At 56.1% G+C, this 19231-nt stretch carries 19 protein-coding genes; 4 read left to right on the forward strand and 15 right to left on the reverse strand.

Annotated elements, in window-relative coordinates:
* Nucleotides 1-3: 3 nt before the first annotated feature.
* The 11 genes from cheY to flhD all read right to left on the reverse strand — a co-directional run bounded on the left by cheY (nucleotide 4) and on the right by flhD (nucleotide 11637).
* Nucleotides 4-393 (reverse strand): chemotaxis response regulator CheY, encoded by a 390-nt coding sequence (cheY, locus tag NR114_RS11035; protein WP_020827532.1) that lies wholly within the window; start codon nucleotides 391-393, stop codon nucleotides 4-6.
* A gap of 285 nt (nucleotides 394-678) precedes the next feature.
* Nucleotides 679-1728, reverse strand: coding sequence for a chemotaxis response regulator protein-glutamate methylesterase (locus NR114_RS11040; protein WP_020827533.1), 1050 nt, complete (start codon nucleotides 1726-1728; stop codon nucleotides 679-681).
* Nucleotides 1728-2600: a protein-glutamate O-methyltransferase CheR gene (gene cheR / locus NR114_RS11045; RefSeq protein ID WP_046373240.1), complete on the reverse strand. Its 873-nt coding sequence runs from the start codon at nucleotides 2598-2600 to the stop codon at nucleotides 1728-1730. Before cheR ends, NR114_RS11040 begins: the two co-directional genes overlap by 1 nt.
* A 28-nt stretch (nucleotides 2601-2628) precedes the next feature.
* Nucleotides 2629-4254 (reverse strand): methyl-accepting chemotaxis protein, encoded by a 1626-nt coding sequence (locus tag NR114_RS11050; protein ID WP_020827535.1) that lies wholly within the window; start codon nucleotides 4252-4254, stop codon nucleotides 2629-2631.
* 84 nt (nucleotides 4255-4338) lie between these two features.
* Entirely contained in the window at nucleotides 4339-6009 is a 1671-nt protein-coding gene (locus tag NR114_RS11055; RefSeq protein ID WP_046373238.1) for a methyl-accepting chemotaxis protein, read from the reverse strand.
* A gap of 171 nt (nucleotides 6010-6180) precedes the next feature.
* Nucleotides 6181-6681, reverse strand: coding sequence for a chemotaxis protein CheW (cheW, locus tag NR114_RS11060; protein WP_020827537.1), 501 nt, complete (start codon nucleotides 6679-6681; stop codon nucleotides 6181-6183).
* A 32-nt stretch (nucleotides 6682-6713) separates the two neighbouring features.
* Entirely contained in the window at nucleotides 6714-8687 is a 1974-nt protein-coding gene (gene cheA / locus NR114_RS11065) for a chemotaxis protein CheA (protein ID WP_116690253.1), read from the reverse strand.
* A 4-nt stretch (nucleotides 8688-8691) separates the two neighbouring features.
* Complete coding sequence (gene motB / locus NR114_RS11070; protein ID WP_020827539.1) at nucleotides 8692-9657, reverse strand: flagellar motor protein MotB; 966 nt, start codon at nucleotides 9655-9657, stop codon at nucleotides 8692-8694.
* Entirely contained in the window at nucleotides 9654-10544 is an 891-nt protein-coding gene (gene motA, locus NR114_RS11075) for a flagellar motor stator protein MotA (RefSeq protein ID WP_020827540.1), read from the reverse strand. The genes motB and motA overlap by 4 nt, the downstream gene beginning before the upstream one ends.
* A 158-nt stretch (nucleotides 10545-10702) precedes the next feature.
* A complete protein-coding gene (gene flhC / locus NR114_RS11080) occupies nucleotides 10703-11287 on the reverse strand; it encodes a flagellar transcriptional regulator FlhC (RefSeq protein WP_020827541.1) in 585 nt (194 codons plus the stop codon).
* On the reverse strand, nucleotides 11287-11637 hold the full coding sequence (flhD, locus tag NR114_RS11085; RefSeq protein WP_020827542.1) for a flagellar transcriptional regulator FlhD: 351 nt from the start codon (nucleotides 11635-11637) through the stop codon (nucleotides 11287-11289). Before flhD ends, flhC begins: the two co-directional genes overlap by 1 nt.
* A gap of 1404 nt (nucleotides 11638-13041) precedes the next feature.
* On the opposite strand from flhD, the gene ydgT reads away from it, so the two are divergent.
* From ydgT to NR114_RS11100, 3 genes are all read left to right on the forward strand, one after another.
* Nucleotides 13042-13257 (forward strand): transcription modulator YdgT, encoded by a 216-nt coding sequence (ydgT, locus tag NR114_RS11090; RefSeq protein WP_012145712.1) that lies wholly within the window; start codon nucleotides 13042-13044, stop codon nucleotides 13255-13257.
* A 151-nt stretch (nucleotides 13258-13408) separates the two neighbouring features.
* A complete protein-coding gene (uspC, locus tag NR114_RS11095; RefSeq protein ID WP_020827544.1) occupies nucleotides 13409-13828 on the forward strand; it encodes a universal stress protein UspC in 420 nt (139 codons plus the stop codon).
* 77 nt (nucleotides 13829-13905) lie between these two features.
* Entirely contained in the window at nucleotides 13906-14940 is a 1035-nt protein-coding gene (locus NR114_RS11100) for an NADP-dependent oxidoreductase (RefSeq protein ID WP_234530380.1), read from the forward strand.
* Between the two features lie 44 nt (nucleotides 14941-14984).
* On the opposite strand, the gene pcp is transcribed toward NR114_RS11100, so the two are convergent.
* Nucleotides 14985-15632: a pyroglutamyl-peptidase I gene (gene pcp, locus NR114_RS11105; protein ID WP_234530382.1), complete on the reverse strand. Its 648-nt coding sequence runs from the start codon at nucleotides 15630-15632 to the stop codon at nucleotides 14985-14987.
* Between the two features lie 98 nt (nucleotides 15633-15730).
* Between pcp and NR114_RS11110 the strand changes: the two genes are divergently transcribed.
* Nucleotides 15731-16660: a LysR family transcriptional regulator gene (locus NR114_RS11110; RefSeq protein WP_234530383.1), complete on the forward strand. Its 930-nt coding sequence runs from the start codon at nucleotides 15731-15733 to the stop codon at nucleotides 16658-16660.
* Between the two features lie 34 nt (nucleotides 16661-16694).
* On the opposite strand, the gene kynA is transcribed toward NR114_RS11110, so the two are convergent.
* The 3 genes from kynA to NR114_RS11125 all read right to left on the reverse strand — a co-directional run bounded on the left by kynA (nucleotide 16695) and on the right by NR114_RS11125 (nucleotide 19229).
* Nucleotides 16695-17537, reverse strand: coding sequence for a tryptophan 2,3-dioxygenase (kynA, locus tag NR114_RS11115; RefSeq protein WP_020827548.1), 843 nt, complete (start codon nucleotides 17535-17537; stop codon nucleotides 16695-16697).
* Between the two features lie 253 nt (nucleotides 17538-17790).
* Nucleotides 17791-18285 (reverse strand): MaoC family dehydratase, encoded by a 495-nt coding sequence (locus tag NR114_RS11120; RefSeq protein ID WP_020827549.1) that lies wholly within the window; start codon nucleotides 18283-18285, stop codon nucleotides 17791-17793.
* Nucleotides 18279-19229 (reverse strand): ornithine cyclodeaminase family protein, encoded by a 951-nt coding sequence (locus NR114_RS11125; RefSeq protein ID WP_234530410.1) that lies wholly within the window; start codon nucleotides 19227-19229, stop codon nucleotides 18279-18281. Before NR114_RS11125 ends, NR114_RS11120 begins: the two co-directional genes overlap by 7 nt.
* Nucleotides 19230-19231 lie beyond the last annotated feature (2 nt).

Consider the following 19231-nt stretch of genomic DNA (forward strand, 5'->3'; position numbering starts at 1 on the left):
TCCTTACATGCCCAGTTTTTCAAAAATCTTATTGAGCTTTTCTTCCAGCGTCGCCGCCGTAAAAGGTTTCACCACGTAACCGCTGGCACCGGCCTGCGCCGCCGCGATAATGTTTTCTTTCTTGGCTTCCGCCGTCACCATCAGCACTGGCATCGCCGCCAATGCGCCATCGGCACGAATGGTTTGCAACAGTTCCAGGCCGTCCATATTCGGCATGTTCCAGTCGGACACCACGAAATCGAAGCCGCCGGCACGCAGTTTGTTCAGCGCATCCGCACCGTCCTCGGCCTCTTCTACGTTGTTGAATCCCAACTCTTTCAGCAAGTTTCTGACGATGCGACGCATAGTGGAAAAGTCATCCACCACCAGAAATCTGAGACTCTTATCTGCCATATATACTCCCAAGGTTTACCTAATCCAAACAACAGCCAGCCTCACGGCAGCTGTTCGCTATAACCCCCTATATACCCTATGAATTTCGAGTTGCAGCCAGGCGACCAGCTCGCTCATCCTCAGGAACTTACTCAAGTAAGTGACTGGGGTGAGCGACAAATCTGTCGGGAACAGATTTGAACGCTGCTTGCAGCGGCCCTGAAAGGGCAAGGACCATGGATGGGCCTTGTAAGCAGGTAACAACGCTGCGGCTCGAAAGGCGACGGGTATAATTAAGGGTAAAAATCAAATACGCAGCGCCTGGCCACCGGCAATTTGCGCCAGCATGCGTTGGCTCATGCGCTCCAGTTCGACAACTTCATTCACCCCACCGGTGGCGATCGCCTCACGCGGCATGCCGAACACCACACAGCTGGCCTCGTTTTGCGCCAGGGTATAGGCACCGGCACGATGCATTTCCAACATGCCCGCCGCGCCGTCATTGCCCATGCCGGTCAGGATCACGCCAACTGCATTTCGGCCGGCGTACTGCGCAACCGAGCGGAAAAGCACGTCTACCGATGGCCGGTGACGGTTGACCGCCGGGCCGTCGTGCAGCTTCACCTGATAGTTGGCACCGCTGCGTGACAGTTCCATATGGCGATCGCCCGGTGCGATGTAGGCATGGCCCGGCAGCACGCGTTCGCCGTCCTCGGCCTCTTTCACCGTAATCTGGCACAGCTTGTTCAGCCGCTCGGCGAACGAGCGCGTAAACCCCGGCGGCATATGCTGGGTGATCAACAACGCCGGGCTGGTGGCCGGTAGCGGTTGCAGCACCTGCCGAATGGCTTCGGTGCCGCCGGTAGAGGCCCCGATGGCAATCAGTTTTTCGCTGCTCAACAGCGGCGTATGGCTGAGGATCGCCGGTGCCGGGCTGCTAGAGCGTTGCGGCAAGCGCGCCTTGGCCGCGGTGCGAATTTTTTCGGCTATCAGCTCGCTGTAGGCCAACATGCCTTCGCGGATGCCAAGCTGCGGTTTGGTGACAAAATCCACCGCCCCCAGCTCCAGCGCGCGCAGCGTGATTTCCGACCCCTGGCCTGTCAGCGACGACACCATCACCACCGGCATCGGCCGCAGACGCATCAGTTTTTCGAGGAAGTCGAGGCCGTCCATGCGCGGCATTTCGACGTCCAGCGTCAGCACCTGCGGGTTAAACTTTTTGATCAGATCGCGCGCGACCAGAGGGTCGGGCGCGCTCGCCACCATCTCCATATCGGGATGGCTGTTGACAATTTCGGTCATCAGCTGCCGCATCAGGGCCGAATCGTCTACGCTCAATACTCTGATTTTATTCATTACCTCTCCTTGGTCAGGCCATACACGGTCTGCCCACGCAAGTAGAAATCCCGGCTGATCTGGCTGAAATTCTCGGAGTGGCCGGCAAACATCAGGCCCCCCGGTTTAAGCAAGGGCACGAAGCGGCGCAGAATGCGCTCCTGTGTCGCCTTATCGAAATAGATCATCACGTTGCGGCAGAAAATAGCGTCGAATTGCCCCGGCAACGCCCACTCTGGCGCCAGCAGGTTGAGCGCCTGAAAATTCACCCGCCCCGCCAGCTCCGGCCGCACCCGCACCAACCCCTGATGCGGACCGGTGCCGCGCAGGAAATAACGCTGCATTTGCGCCGGCGTCAGGGTACGCAAATCTTCCTGGCGATAAACGCCCGCTTCCGCTTTCTCCAGCACCTGGGTATCGATATCGCTGGCCCATACCTGGCAGCCGGTGGCGCGCTGCCCGAGCACCTCACTTAAGGTGATGGCAATCGAATAAGGCTCTTCGCCGGTCGAGGCCGCCGTGCTCCACACGCTGTAGCCGTTCGGCCGCTGACGCGCGTGCTCCGCCAGGATCGGGAAGTGATGCGCTTCGCGGAAAAACGCCGTCAGGTTGGTGGTCAGGGCATTGATAAACGCCTGCCATTCGGCGCTGTTAGGATCGCTTTCCAGCAGCGCCAAATAATCGCCAAAGTCGTTCAGGCCCAGCAGCCGCAGGCGTCGCACCAGGCGGTTATAAACCATCTCGCGCTTGTGCTCTGCCAGCACGATGCCGGCACGCTGATAAATCAGTTGGCTGATGCGACGAAAATGCACGTCCAGCAACGGCAGGCGCTGCACCATCTGCGTCAACAATGTCGCAGGGTCTCTGTTAGGGTTCGACGGCGCCGGCTTCATGCCATATCACTCAAAAAAAACGGGCTGCTTATGCGGTTTGACAATCTGGGGCTTCCTTTACCACGGGTGAAACTGCGTCTTGATGGTTGGCCTGCGCGGTGAAGTTATCGTCCGCCAGGCGGAATACCGATACCGCATCGGCCAGGGTAATCGCCTGATCCTCCAGTGCGGTGGCCGCCGAGGCGGCTTCTTCTACCAGCGCGGCGTTCTGCTGGGTTACCTGATCCATTTGGGTCACGGCCTGCGTGACCTGTTCAATGCCGCGGCTTTGTTCGTCGGACGCCGAGGCGATTTCGCCCATGATGTCGGTAACCCGGGTGACCGAACGGACGATGTCCTGCATGGTGGCACCGGAGTTTTCCACCAGCACCGAACCTTGCTTGACCCGGCTGACCGATTCGTCGATCAGGCCTTTGATTTCTTTTGCCGCCTGGGCGCTGCGCTGTGCCAGATTACGCACTTCACCCGCCACCACCGCAAAACCTCGCCCCTGCTCACCGGCACGCGCCGCTTCGACCGCCGCGTTCAATGCCAGGATATTGGTCTGGAAGGCAATGCCATCGATCACGCTGGTAATAGCGCCAATCTTCTGCGAACTGTTGGCAATGTCATGCATGGTGGTCACCACGTCGCCCGCCAGTTCGCCGCCCTTGGCTGCGGTGGTAGAGGCGTCACGCGCCAGCTGAGAGGCCTGACGTGCGTTATCGGCGTTCTGTTTCACCGTCGCGGTCAACTGCTCCATGCTGGCGGCCGTCTCTTCCAGCGAGGCGGCCTGCTGCTCGGTGCGGGAAGAGAGATCGTTGTTGCCTTCAGAGATTTCCTGCAGGCCAATCAGGATCGACTCTGCACCGTCACGCACCGCACCAACGGTGCCGATCAGCGACTGCTGCATGCGCTGTAAACTGGCGAACAGCTGGCTGATCTCATTGCGGCCATACACCTGAATCGGCGTGGCCAGATCGCCGGCTGCAATGCGGTCAAAATGACTGCGCATAATGTTCAGCGGCTGCACCAGCATATTGCGTAACCACCACATGGCGCTGCCGGTCACCACCAGCAACATCAGTACCGCACCGGCCACCAGCCAACCGGACAGGGTGAAGGATTGCTGATTCGCCGCATTGGCTTCGCTCACGTTGGCGTTTACCAACTGCAGGTACTGGACAAAATCCGCTTCAAACAGATCCTGAGTTTTCTGCGTCGGCTGGTCCATAAAGGCCTGCAGCCGATCGTTTTCCAGGAAACCGATCAGCTCACGTAACGCGCTGCGCAACCGGTCGTAACTGGCTTTGGTGGTTTCGGTCAGCTGCTGTTCCTGCTCGCTGTTACGCGGCACGGCCAGGAACTGGTTGAAATAGAGGTCGGCTTTCTGCAGCGAACTGCGCGCGTTGCCCATCAAGGCATTGACCTGATCCTGCGGCAGTTTGAGCGCCGCACGGGTCCCGGCACGGTTCAGCGTATTGCGGGCCTGCAGCAGGGAAACCCAGCTCAGGCTGAGGGCGTCGCGCTGTTGGCTGCCGAGGGTGATCAGGTTCAGATTGTGGTTATCGGAACGGAAAGCGGTGTACGACAAGCCGCTGGTGGCCAACTGCATAACACAAAAAGTCATCAACAACAGAAACAAGCTGGTAGAGACGCGGATTCGGTTAAACACTATGAACCTCCTTGCAGCCGGCCGAGGGCCAGCTTACGACGGGGAATCGGCCTCCCCCGGGAATGCAGGGAGGCCCAATGCCGGTTAGAACGTTTCCCAGTTATCCTGCGGATCGCTGGCGTTCATTTTTTTATGATTGAGTACCGGTGTTACTGCCGCCTTGCTGCTGACGGGCATTTTGAACTCTTCCTGACCTGCCGCTTTCAAGCGGAATACCGCCACGGACTGGGTCAGCATGCTGGCCTGTTCTTCCAGCGCCGCTGCCGCAGACGCGGACTCTTCTACCAACGAGGCGTTCTGCTGAGTGACGCGGTCCATTTCCGCCACCGCCTGGCCGACCTGATCGATACCGCGGCTCTGTTCGTCCGACGCCGAAGCGATTTCACCCATGATGTCGGTAACGCGGGTCACGGCATTGACGATATCGCCCATGGTTTCCCCGGCGCTTTCTACCAGTACCGAGCCCATATCGACGCGATTGACGGAGTCTTCGATCAGGCCTTTGATTTCTTTCGCCGCCTGGGCACTGCGCTGCGCCAGGTTACGCACTTCACCGGCCACCACCGCAAAGCCACGGCCCTGTTCACCGGCACGCGCCGCTTCGACCGCCGCGTTCAGCGCCAGGATATTGGTCTGGAAGGCAATGCCGTCGATCACGCCGGTAATGTCGGCAATTTTCTGCGAACTGCCGGCGATGTCGTGCATGGTCTGCACCACGTTAGCCACCACCTTGCCGCCTTTCTGCGCGGTTTCGGAGGCGCTCAATGCCAGTTGGCTGGCCTGACGGGCATTTTCGGCGTTCTGTTTCACCGTCGCGGTCAGCTGCTCCATGCTGGCGGCGGTTTCTTCCAGCGAGGCAGCCTGTTGTTCGGTACGTGAAGAGAGATCGTTGTTGCCGGCGGCAATTTCGGAAGCGCCGCTGTAGATGGCGTCGGCACCCTGACGCACGCCGCTGACGGTGTCGATCAATTCGCTCTGCATATGCTTGAGGCTGGCTGCCAGCACGCCCATTTCATTGCGGCTGGTCACGGCGATCGGCTGAGTCAAATCGCCGGCGGCAATCATCTTGATGTGTTCGATCATTCGGTTCAGCGGGCGCACCAGAATGTGGTGAATACCGCTCCACACCAGCACAATCACGGCCAGTACCACCAGCAGCACCACCACCAGCGTCCAGATGGCGAAGCTGAATGACTTATTGCTGTCTTCAACCGCGGTCTGGTAAAGCTTGTCGTTTTGCGCCAGATAGATGTTGTAGATGTCTTCGAACGCGTCCTGATAGCTTTGCGTCGGCTGATCAAAGAATGCGTTGATTTTGCCTTCACCCAGCAGTTGGGTCAGTTCGGTCAGCGCGCCCTGCAAGATGCCGTATTGCTGTTTCAGCTTTTCGGCCGATTGCGCGTCCTGGCGGGCGTCGAGAGGAATTTTGTCATAGGCGGCATAGTGCTGTTCCGCAACCACCAGGTTGCTCTTGGCGCGAGCCAACAGTTCGGTGACGCTGGCGCCGCTGCCGATGTTATTGGCGTCCATCATGTGACGAATACCGGCACGGTTCAGCGTGTTGCGAGCCTGCAGCAGGTTGACCCAGCTTTCGTTCAGCTCGGACTGCTGCTGGCGAATGGTCTGCAAAACGGCGAAGTTTTCTTTGTCATTCTTCAGTGAGGAGAAAAAGAGCCCGCCTGAAACCAGCTGCAAGGCGCCAAATAACACCAGCACCAGTAACAGGCTGGTGACCACCTTCATACGATTAAACATGTTTTCCCTTGTTGAACGCCCGCGCGGACAGGCCCTGATTACGTTGATTGACAGAGTTATCGGCGCGGCGGGGAAGAACTTTATGAGAAGAGGTAACTATTTTGTGCAGAGTTTGGGTTTGTCCGGTTTTCGAATCAGGGCGCGGCATGCCGCGCCCCTACGGGGAGCTGATCAGGCGCTTTTCGCTACGCTGTCGACCAGTGACATCTCTTCGCTGCTCAGCAGCTTTTCGATATCGACCAGGATCAGCATGCGTTCCCCCAACGAGCCCAGCCCGGTGAGGTATTCGGTGGCCAGCGTCACGGCAAACTCCGGCGCCGGGCGGATCTGTTCGGTGGTCAGCGACAGCACGTCAGACACGCCGTCAACCACAATACCCACCACCCGCTGACCAAAGTTCAACACGATCACCACGGTGTTTTCATCGTAGGACACGTCCTGCTGGGCGAACTTCACCCGCAAATCGATAATCGGCACAATCACGCCGCGCAGGTTGGTGACGCCCTTGATAAAGGCCGGAGTATTGGCAATGCGCGTAACCTGATCGTAACCGCGGATCTCCTGCACCTTGAGGATATCAATGCCGTATTCCTCGTTACCCAAGGTAAAAATCAGGAACTCCTGCCCTACCGTTTCGCCAGCCAGTTTGCTGACGGTTGCCAGTCCTGCCATGTCATTCACCCTTTAAATCAATAGATTAATTATTATGCAGCCGCGTCCGTCTGACGCTGCTCGCGGTTCAGGGTTTGCAGCGCCGAGACATCGACAATCAGCGCCACGCTGCCGTCACCGAGAATGGTGGCGGCGGAAATGCCCGGCACCTTGCGATAGTTGCTTTCCAGATTCTTCACCACCACCTGATGCTGGCCGATCAGTTGATCCACCAACAGCGCATAGCGGCGGCCGGCGCTTTGCAGGATCACCACAATGCCCTGGGTGGCGTCGGTTTTGGCCCCCGCCACGTCGAACACTCGGAACAGCTCCACCAGCGGCAAATATTCCCCGCGCACCTGCAACACCCGCTCGCCACCGGCCAACGGATGCAGATCTTCAGCCTGCGGCTGCAGCGATTCCATTACCGCGTTGAGCGGCAGGATAAACACTTCATTGTTCACCTTGACCGACATACCATCGAGGATCGCCAGCGTTAACGGCAGCAAGATCCGGATAGAGGTCCCCTTGCCCGCCTGGGAATGGATTTCGACGTGCCCACCCATTTCCTGAATATTTCGCTTCACCACGTCCATGCCGACGCCACGGCCGGAAACGTCGGTCACCTGCTCGGCGGTAGAAAAGCCCGGCGCGAAAATCAGCATGCCGACGTCTTCGTCGCTCATGCTGTCGCTGACCGCCAGCCCTTGTGAAGCCGCTTTGGCGAGAATTTTCTCGCGGTTCAGGCCGGCGCCGTCGTCGGTGACTTCGATACAGATATTGCCGCCCTGATGCTCTGCCGACAGGATCAGGTTCCCCACCTCCGACTTGCCCGCCGCGAGGCGCGTGGCCGGATCTTCAATGCCGTGATCCAGGCTGTTGCGCACCAGGTGCGTCAGAGGATCGATAATGCGTTCAATCAGGCTCTTATCCAGTTCGGTAGAACTGCCCTGCAGCTGCAATTCCACCTGCTTGTTCAGCTTGCTGGCCAGATCGCGCACCAGACGAGGGAAGCGGCTGAATACGTATTCCATCGGCATCATACGGATCGACATCACCGACTCTTGCAGGTCGCGTGCGTTGCGTTCCAACTGGCTCATGCTGTTGAGCAGATCGCCGTGATTCACCGGATCCAGACTGCCGGAGCGCTGCGCCAGCATCGACTGGGTGATCACCAACTCCCCCACCAGGTTGATCAATTGGTCCACTTTTTCTACCGCTACGCGGATGCTGGTGGATTCGCTGGCCTTGGCGCGCGGTTTGGGCGTTTCCGCCACCGTCGGCGCCGGTTTGGCGGCCACGGGCGCAACGGCAACGGCAGCGACCGGCTCGATCGCTACCGGCGGCAGCTCAGCCTGAGGCGGCGTGGTGAAACTGATTTGCTCCGGCTCCAGTACAAAACACAGCACCGCGCTGATGTCATCTTCGCTGGCGGAGGTCAGCAGCGTCACTTCCAGGCTGTTTTCGGTCTGATGCGGGTTTTTCACCTCACCCAGGTTGCCCAACTCTTCCAGCATCAACGGGACTTCGTTCGGCTTCAGACCACACAGGCAAACCCGCATGCCGCCTTCGATGGCCGCCGGTGCTGCGACGGCGTGTTGCGCGACGGCAGGTGCTGCGGGGGCATCTTGCTGCTGTGCGTCCAACGCAAGCTGCCGCAACGCCTGACAGATGTATTCAAAGCTGTCGACGTCAGGCTTTTGCGAAGTTTTATAAGCGTCCAGTTGCTCCTGCATAATGTCTTTGGTTTCCAGAAACAGGTTTATAATCTCGGTGCTCAGGCTCATTTCCTGACGCCGCGCACCGTCCAACAGGTTCTCCAGCAGGTGGGTGGTTTCCTGCAGCACCGAAAAGCCAAAGGTCGCCGCACCGCCCTTGATCGAGTGCGCTGCGCGAAAAATGGCGTTCAGCGGCTCAATGTCCGGAGCCAGCGGATCCAGCTCCAGCAGGTGTTGCTCCATGTCGGCCAGCAACTCGTCTGCTTCATCAAAAAAGGTCTGATAAAACGCACTAATATCCATGCTCACGGGGTCACCTCTGCTGTGAGTCGCTGTTAGTCGGTGCAGGGACAGCCGCCGGCTGCTCCGGTGCAATGAGGGTGGCCGGAGCCGTCGCCGACGGGGCCAACGGTTTTAAATCGACCGGCTGGGCAATCTCCATCGCGTTGCTTTCGCCATTTTCATGTTCAATGCCCTGCTGGGTTTGTTTGTTGAGCACCAGAACGGTAATGCGACGGTTGATGGCATCGTCGGCGCCGTGTTGTTTCAGGCTCATGGTGGCGGCCATGCCGACCACCCGCAGGACCTTCCCTTCCGACAGCCCGCCGGCAATCAGCTCGCGCCGCGACGCGTTGGCACGATCGGCCGAAAGCTCCCAGTTGCTGTAACCGCGCTCGCCGGTGGCGTAGGGAATATCGTCGGTGTGGCCGGACAGGCTGATTTTGTTCGGCAGGTCATTGAGGATCGGCGCAATCGCCCGCAGGATGTCGCGCATGTAGCTTTCTACCTGCGCGCTGCCGGTTTTGAACATCGGACGGTTTTGACTGTCGATGATCTGAATGCGCAAGCCTTCATCCATCATGTTGATCAACAGATGCGGCCGCAGCGCTTTCAGGCGCGGATCGGACTCAATCAGTTCGTCCAGTTTTTCCCGCAGCTTGTTCAGCCGCAGCTCTTCGTCACGCTTCTCGAGCGTATCAATCTGCTTTTTCACCAACCCGTCTTGCTGGGTAGGATCGTCGCCGCCGCCGGGGATCGGGCTGCTTTCAGAGCTGCTCTTGTCGCCGGAAGTCAGCGCCACCTTCAGCGGCGTGCGGAAGTATTCGGCGATTTGCGTCAGTTCCTGCGGGCTGGCGATTGCCAGCAGCCACATCACCAGGAAGAAAGCCATCATTGCCGTCATAAAATCGGCGTAGGCAATCTTCCAGGAACCCCCATGATGGCTGGCGTGATGCGACTTGCGTTTTCTGACCAAAACAACCGGGTGATTCTGTTTCATGCCTGTTCTTCTTCCGTCGCCTGCTGTGCCGGCGCCTTCACGCGACGCACATGTTCTTCCAGCTCAACAAAGGAGGGACGTTCGGTGGTGTACAGCGTTTTACGGCCGAATTCGACCGCAATCTGCGGCGCGTAGCCATTCAAACTGGACAACAAAGTGACCTTGATGCACTGCATCATTTTGACGTTTTCGGCACTCTTTTGTCGCAACAGGGTCGCCAGCGGTGAGATAAAGCCGTAAGCCAGCAAAATGCCCAGGAAGGTGCCGACCATCGCGTTGGCGATCAACGCCCCCAGTTCGGCTGCCGGGCGGTCGGCCGAGGCCAGCGCATGCACCACCCCCATCACCGCCGCAACAATGCCGAAGGCCGGCAAGGAGTCACCGACCATCGCCAGGCTGCCTGCCGGCACCTCGCTTTCCTGTTCAAAGGTTTCGATCTCTTCGTCCATCAAGGCTTCGATCTCAAAGGCATTCATGTTGCCGCTCACCATCAGCCGTAAGTAATCGGTAATAAACTCCACCAGGGTGTTATCGGCAAGAATGCGGGGATAATTAGAGAAAATTTCACTTTCCTGCGGATTATCAATATCGAACTCGAGGGAAAGCATGCCTTGTTGACGGGATTTGGCCAGCAGCCGGAACAGCAGCGCCATCAGATCCATGTAGAGATCTTTGCTGTATTTCGAACGACGCATCAGCTTGGGAATGGCGCGCAGGGTGGATTTTATCGCCTTACCGTTGTTGCCCACGATAAAAGCGCCGATACCCGCGCCGCCGATAATCAGAAATTCTGCCGGCTGATAAAGCGCGCCCAGATGGCCCCCCACAATCAGGTAGCCCCCAAAGACCGCACCCAATACCACGAGATAACCCAAAATAACTAACACACGCATTCCTTAAATTAACAATGTGGATGGAAGGTGGGCTAAGCACGCATATGAGCCGCACAGGCACAACAGGCTGAGCTGCGCCTTTGGGTTCGGCACGCCGAACCCTGCATTTCACCAATCGGTTTAAATCTGGATAAACCGGCGCTGCCGCCGGCTCAAATTGCGCGTTTAACCTGCTCGTCCAGCAGTTGAGGAATAATATCGGCCAGTTGCGGCGAAAGTTTACGTCTTTTTACTGCGCGGGATGGGGGTTGGCATAAACTGCAAACAAAATTGTTCAACGGTTGGTGCGCGTGGGTGATAAAAGTGCCACCGCAGCAGTTGCAGGCAGAAAGCTGCAGCATGCCGCTATCGACGAAGCGCACCAGCGTCCAGGCTCGCGTCAGCGCCAGCAACGGCGGCTCACCCGGCTGGTGCGGGCACTGTTCCAGATACAGGCGATAGGCTTTAATCACTGCTTCAACGCCCGTGCAGTGCCCGCTTTTCATCAGGAAACTGTAGGCGTTGTAGAACATCGATGAATGGATGTTCTGTTCCCAGGTCATAAACCAGTCCGTCGAGAACGGCAACATCCCTTTCGGCGGTGGACTGCCGCGTAACTCCTTATAGAGCTTGATCAAACGCCCACGGCTGAGCTGCGTTTCGCTTTCCAACATCTGCAAACGCGCACCCAGTGTAATCAGCTCCATGGCCAGCTGAATATCCTTGGCTTCCTGAACAATACTTTTCTCTGCCATCATCAAGCTCTTTTCTTCGTCGCACTGCCGTCTTTCGCCGACAGTTCTTGCAGTAAATGGCTTGAGAGCAAAATACCGGTATGGATTTGCTGCAGATCGTCCACGCGAGACTCTTTCGTCAGACGCTCGATGGTTTGGTGATCGTTAAAGCGGAAGTGACAAACCAGCTGGTTGGTTTCAGCCAATTTGACCATTTGCGGTAACGTAAGTTGAACAAGCGCATCGGCCATGGTTTCGTCGATACCCAGACGGAACATTGCCGATGCTTTTTCATCATTAATCAGACGCTGTGCTAAAAGTAAATACGACAAATTGATGTCATAAATATGCTTAAGTAATTCAGACGTACCCATATTCCCCATCCCGACAGACTATGTTTAAAAACATACGCTGGGTGATAATTTTTATCGCCCGTGACCTGGGTTTGTTCCCTAAGTTGGCAAATGAAACCCTGAATAACGACCGTTATAAATTTTTCAACATCACTAAATTCGGACCATCATTCAGTATTTGATACGTGCGTAAACCAACGTGTATGGATGTACAGCATTTTGCTTCAGCAGTGTTTAATCACCGTGAAACTATTTTTACAAAATTAATAAGATTATTCCTAATGCAGCGCAACTCTACCCCTGAACCATTAGCACACACAATGTAAGTGAGAGGCAATTTTAAATACAATGTGATCTAGATCACAAAAATAAAAAATAATTAAGCCAAATAGCCCGTTACCAGTATGGTTTTTAACCGCATTTTCGCTCACAAAACAAACATAAGTAAAAAAACGTCTTAAAAACAATGTATATAAGCCAAAAAAATATCTTTTTTAGATCAATTCGAACAAAAGCATCACCAAACTAAAATAACAGAACAAAAATCTGCTCGTAGCCGATAAAGACAGTATAAATAACCGTTTAATAAACAATAAACTATCCGCATTGAAATATAACGCATGTAAACTATAAGGTTATTAGGTTTCGGATTTGACTTAAGCTCGCGAGAAATTCCTGTTTTATTTTTCAACGAATGCTTCCATTCGGTTAACAATGACTCGCTTAGGTTGTGAACAAGAAAACAGAGGTAACCATATGTTTCATGGTAAATAGAATGAAAGCGGGAGGTTTCGCATGGTTTTTTGGCGTGAGTTATGCCAAAACGATTTATCGGCAGTATTAATTAAAACTTTAATAAATTTTCTATTCGATTGAAAAAATGAGATCTCCGCTGATGTTTATTGTTCAATAATACCCATCCCCCCCTACCCGTTGTGCAAATAAAGTAAAACGCGGTTTCGTTTTATTCTCCATGAGGGTTTCATTTATCTCATACAGATTGCAAATTCCAGCCTGACGAAGCCTTGGCTCACTTACGGGGTTGGCAGGCAAAGGAGCTAGCGGCTGAACATACGCATTAACCGTGGAAAAAATATCCAACGTCAGACATAACTGACTACGCCTGGGCACTAACGGGAAGGCGACATCTGTTCAGCGCCATCAACTGGCGAGGAGTTTCCCCTCCTTTAGCCTGAGGCTTTCCCTATTTTGCATGTTGAACGGCAGGATGGCATTGCCGCCGGCGCAACGGCATATTATTATTCTCACTGCAGCGGCACTCACGCGCAGCCAATTATTACCGTATCGCAATTTATTTATTTGAAATTAATTTTTCAGGTCGCACATCACACCTTTGCTGCTGTCACGATGACAGGGTGATGTTTCTTCGTTCGGCTACAACTCTTAACAGGCTATATTTTAATCATGACCGATACCCTTGATTATCTGATGACATTCCGCAAATGCACCAGCTTGGACAGCGTGGAGAAAGTGTACGACAAGCTTAACTACTCCATCGATAATGACATTGAAATCAGCAACATGTACCGTGCAGCGGATCACCGCCGCGCCGAACTGGTGGCGGGGAAATTGTTCGATTTGGGTAAGGTGCCAAAAACGCTGTGGGCGCAGGTGCTATAATTTGCATTAATTACGCGCGCATGTACTTTATCTTTTATTGCTAAATAACGGCAACTTCCTCGGATTTATTGGCGCGCGTGATACAAACCACATTTATTCGCTTCACCAGGCTCTACCCTTTTACCCTATCAACAGGAAACAGGAGTGGAAGATGGGATATCAAAACGTTTTGGTTACCGTCGCCGTGGCGGCAGACAGCCACCGCCTGGTTGAAAAAGCCGTCTCCATCGTGCGTCCTTACAACGGCAAAATCACCCTGCTTAGCACCATTGCCAATCCGGAAATATACAATAACTTCGCCGGACCGATGCTGGGCGATCTACGTGCGCTGATGGAAGAAGAAACGCTGCTGTTTCTGGAAGAACTTCGCCTGCGGGCGGATTACCCGATTGCCGACACGCTGATTGTCCACGGTGAACTGGCCGACAGCCTGAACTATGCCAGCCAACGGCAACCTTTTGATCTGGTGGTTTGCGGTAATCACAGCGACGGCATGATGAACAAAATCTCCTGCTCTGCCGCGCGCTTTATCAACACTAGCCGTATCGACGTGCTGATAATCCCACTGTAACGCTGAGCACATTAGGCCATTCGCTCTTTTCGATGATTGACTAGACTTAGGCTCTCTGTCCGCATAAGGAATGCCTGATGTCTCAGTCTACACAACAAAACCGCCGTTTTCTGTTGGCTTCTCGCCCGCACGGCGAACCTGTCGCAGACAACTTCCGTATGGAAACCGTCGCTACGCCGCAGCCCGCCGCCGGCCAGGTGTTATTGCGCACCGTCTACCTGTCGCTCGATCCTTACATGCGTGGCCGCATGAGCGACGCGCCCTCTTATGCTCCGCCGGTGCAGATTGGCGAAACCATGGTGGGCGGCACGGTCTCACGGGTCGTGACATCACAGCACCCCGATTTCAAACCCGGCGACTGGGTATTAGGCTACGACGGCTGGCAGGATTATGCGCTGTCTGACGGAGGCGGCTTACGTAACCTCGGCCCTCATCAGGCGCATCCTTCTCGTCTGCTTGGCGTCCTGGGCATGCCGGGCTTCACCGCTTATATGGGCCTGCTGGAGATCGGCCAGCCGAAACCCGGTGAAACCCTGGTGGTCGCCGCCGCCAGCGGCGCCGTCGGTTCGGTCGTCGGGCAGGTTGCCAAACTGAAAGGCTGTCGGGTAGTCGGCGTGGCGGGCGGTAAAGAGAAATGCCGCTATGTGGTGGAAGAGCTGGGCTTCGATGCCTGTGTCGATCACCGAGCCCCAGACTTCGCTGAACAACTGGCCGCCGCCTGCCCGCAAGGCATCGATATTTATTATGAAAACGTCGGCGGTGCGGTGTTTGATGCGGTGATCCCACTGCTGAATACCCAGGCACGTATTCCGGTCTGCGGGATTATCGCCCACTATAACGCCACCGACCTGCCCGCCGGGCCGGACCGCTTGCCGATGCTGCAGGGCTTGATCTTACGCAAGCGCATCCGCATGCAAGGCTTCATCATTTTCGATGACTTCGCGGAAGGTTTTGATGAATTCCTGCAGCAAATGAGCGAATGGGTCGATCAGGGGAAAATCAAATTCCGTGAAGACCTGGTCGACGGACTGGAAAATGCACCGCAGGCATTCATTGGCCTGTTGCAGGGCAAGAACTTCGGCAAATTGGTGATCCGCGTCGCCGACGAGTAATCCCCACTGGGCGCGGTGATGAACTGCCGCGCCCTGCTATGTCTTCAATGCAACGCACCGCCACTGATGGATAAATCCTCATCGACCGTCAGAGTGGTATGCACAATACTGCGTACCGCCTCAATCATTGCGGCTAACGCCAGGCTGGGTTTTCCCGGATGATTGACCGCCAGCTCATGACTGTAAGGGATGTGGATAAACCCACCTTTAATCGCCAAATTTTGGCTGGCGATATGATGGCTCAGCCCGTAGAAAAGCTGGTTGCAATTATAAGTGCCTGCCGTATGCGACACCGCCGCCGGAATGCCTGCCTGGTGTAAATGATGCACGATCGCCTTCACCGGCAGCGTGGAAAAATAGCCCACCGGCCCCCCTTCCACCACCGGGATGTCTATCGGTTGTTTTCCGGCGTTATCGGGAATGCGGGCGTCAATCAGGTTGATGGCAACCCGTTCAACGGAAATTTCGCCGCGCCCACCGGCCAGCCCCAGGCAGATCACGGCTTTGGGCCGCAGCTCTTCGATGGCGGCAATCAGCTGCTGGTTGGACACCCCCAGCACGCAGGCCAATTGACGCACCACCACTTCTGCGCCGGCGATCCGCTCTCCCGCCAGCGCCTGCGCTACCTGCCAAGAAGGGTTAACCTTATCCCCGTCAAACGGCTCAATGCCGGTCACCAATACCCTTTCCATCATCGCACCTCAGGTTGTTATTGAATCCGCGTGCTCTCAGCCTAAACAACGCGCTATGATTCTGGAAATGGATTATCTGTATATAGAGTATTCATAAAATGAATTTATCCAGCGTCGATCTCAATCTTCTGGTGGTGTTTGAGGCGTTATACCAAACGCGTAACGTCACCGCTGCCGGCGGACGTCTGAACCGTGCCCAACCGTCGGTCAGCAATGCGCTTTCGCGCTTGCGGCTGTTGTTTGACGATCCGCTGTTTACCCGCAGCGGCGGCGGCATGTTGCCAACCGCGCGTGCTCACCAACTGATGCTGCAAATCCACCCGGTACTGGAACAAATCCACCAGACGCTGACGCCGCCGACGCGCTTCGATCCCGCGACGGCTAGCCAGCGCCGCTTCAGGCTAGCCGCAGGCGACTACGCCGATATCACGCTGCTGCCTACCATTATCAGCCGACTGCGGCAGGATGCGCCAGGCATCGATATCCGGGTTTCCCGGCTCGATCGCCGCAATGTAGTGCAACAGCTTGAGAGTGGCGAAATAGATGTGGCATTGGGCGGGCATATCGAGGCGGTGAAGGGCATGCTGGTGCAGCCGTTGTTTACCGAAAGCTTTACCTGTATCGCCAGCCGACATCATTCGCGGTTAGCTGCCGAAAGTTGGGGCTTGGCGCAATACGTCGGCCTGCCCCATGCCCTTTACGCGCCCTCGGACGACGGCTCCGCCCGCGGGATTATCGATCGTCGACTGGCGGAACTGGGGCTGGAGCGACGCGTGGCCGCAACATTTTCGCATATCGTGGCGCTGCCTGCGGTCGTCGCCGGCAGCGATCTGATTGCAACCCTGGCACTCAGCGTCGCCAGCCAGTTTGCCGATCCGGCGAAGGTACGCTTTCTGCCGCTACCGGCAGAACTGGCGGTGAGTACGTTTTCTATCGATCTGGTTGCCGGTCGCCAGGCCCGGCGCGATCCGGCGCTGACCTGGCTGTGCGACACCCTTACCCAACTGAACTGGGGGAAGAGTGAATGAGAAGCGCCCCTCCTGCTACGATTAAGGCCCTAAGCTAGGCGCCGATTTCGGTGCGCACATCCAACAGTTCAGGGAAGAAAGTCAGCTCCAGCGCCTTTTTCAGGAAGCTGACGCCGCTCGAACCGCCGGTGCCCGTTTTAAAGCCGATAATCCGCTCTACCGTTTTCATATGCCGGAAACGCCACAGGTGGAAACTTTCCTCTATATCCACCAGCTTTTCGGCCATTTCATAGGCTTCCCAATACTTTTGTGGATGGTCATAGATCTCTTTAAAGGCCGGCAGCAGGTTTGGATTACGTTGGTAAGGTTGCGTCCAGTCACGTTCGATACACTCCTGCGGGATCGGCAGACCGTGGCGGGACAGGTAAAGCAGGTATTCATCGTACAGGCTGGGCGCTTCAAGAATGGCCTTCAGCGCCGCGTGTTTTTCCGCATCGTTGCTGAACACCGCCAGCATGGCCGCATTCTTGTTGCCGAGCAAAAACTCAATCGAGCGATATTGATGGGACTGGAAGCCCGACGAACTGCCCAGCACGTCGCGAAACTCGACGTATTCCGACGGCGTCAGGGTTTCCAGCACCGCCCATTGCTCGAACAGCAGCCGCTGGATCTGTTTGACCCGCGCCAGGATCTTGAAGCAATGACTGAGCTTATCTTGTTGCACCAGCATCCGCGCCGCCTGCAGTTCATGCAGCATCAACTTCATCCACAGCTCCGACGTCTGGTGCTGCACCACAAACAGCATTTCATCATGGTGTTGCGGGTTGGACAGCGGGTGCTGGCAGTCCAGCAGTTGATCCAGGCACAGATAGTCGCCATAGCTCATGCGTTTGGAAAAATCGGTGACAATCGCGCTTTCTAATTCCCGTTTGTTCATCTGTTATCTCCGCTGCGCCCACGACCGGAAGCGGTGTGTAGCGTGCTGCAAACAGAAAACAATAGTTCATATCGCCCCAACCCGAAGGACTATAAACGAGAGTTGCCTCGCAGATTTCAGGGTTGGTCATGTCAGGTTGATTCCCTCCTTATGTCTGCCTGGATTGAACATCCCCGCAGTGATTATCCGCGGGGATGGGATCAGCGACTCCTGAGCATCAACATTGCTCTGCCGATCCCCGAACCGCTGAAAATCAAGGCTCTCTGTAATCTCGTCGTCGAACCATAAAGGATCGTTCGAAGGTGATCACCGTTTCGCCCGTGGATTTGATGCCCCGCGTTTCCACCGTAATGATGCCGTTGTTCGGTTGGGATTTTGACGGCCGTTTAGCCAGGATCTTACTGATGGCGTAAAGCGTATCACCGACAAAAAGCGGCTCTTTCAGGCGCACCGTTTCCCAGCCCAGATTGGCCACCGCCCTGGCAGACAATGCCTGCACGGTCATCCCGCTGACCAACGCCAGCGTGATGCTGCTGTTGACCAAAACGCGGCCATATTCCGCTTGGGCGCCATAGGCCTTGTCGAAATGCAAAGGGTGCTGATTCATCGTCAACAGGGTGAGCCAGGTGTTGTCGGCTTCGGAAAGCGTGCGCCCCGGCCAATGTTTGATCGTCATGCCGGTTTCGAAGTCTTCATAGTCCCCGCCGTGCTCTTCCTGATACTCATTTTCGCCGACTTTTCTTAACATGGTTTTTTCTCCCTGAATGGGTATAGCGCCAGCGCGGCAGCGGTGTCTTCGATGGCCAGCCCCACGCTGCGAAATACCGTGGTCTGCCCCGCCGTTGCAGCGGACTCACCCAACACGAGAGCGCCCAGCTCATTCAGTCCTTCAGGCTGAATGTATCCTTCCGCCATAGCGCTTCGAATCTCCCCCGCATCCTCCCTGGCAGCCGCGCCGGTTTCCACCACGACAAAGGCGGTTTTCAATAACGCGGGGTCGACCTCAATGGCGTCCTCGTGGGTGCCGCCGATAATGTTCAGGTGGGCCCCTGGCGCTACCCAATCGGCATACACCAAAGGTTCACGGGCACGGGTTGAGGTAGTGGTGCAAATAAGATCCGCCCCCTGCACGGCCTCGAATGCGCTACTGCAAACGCTGACCGGTGCGGTAGTCAGCGTACGAGCCCAGCGCGCAAACTCTTGCGTTCTGAGCGCCGAACGGGAAAAAATGCGCACCCTGCGGATCTGTCGCACCGCCAGCATCGCCAACAGCGTGGCCCGTGCCTGAACCCCTGCCCCGAGGATAGCAAGATCGCCAGCCTGCTCCGGAGCACACAGCTGGGTCGCCAGTCCGGCCACCGCACCGGTTCGCAACGCGGTCAGACTAGCGCCATCGAACAAGGCCAGCATCTGGCCCGTATCGATGTCGGTGAGCAGCACCACCCCATGGATCAATGGCAACCCTCTCTCAGCATTGCCGGGCGTGAGCGTAGTGATTTTAACGCTGGCGACACCGCGTCTGTTCCAGGCCGCCGGGCTGATCAACGTCTCTGAAGGACCATGCTGGAGTAAGGTCCTCGTCGGTGATTGTTCGTCACCGCGACGTAAATCCCCGAACGCCTCACTCAGCATCGCCATGACCTGCCGCAGTCGGATCTCTCCGGACATTTCAGCTGCATTGATGATTTGCATCG

Origin of the sequence: Serratia sp. Ser99 (genome assembly GCF_024519545.1) — a bacterium.
GTDB classification, from domain to species: domain Bacteria; phylum Pseudomonadota; class Gammaproteobacteria; order Enterobacterales; family Enterobacteriaceae; genus Serratia; species Serratia liquefaciens.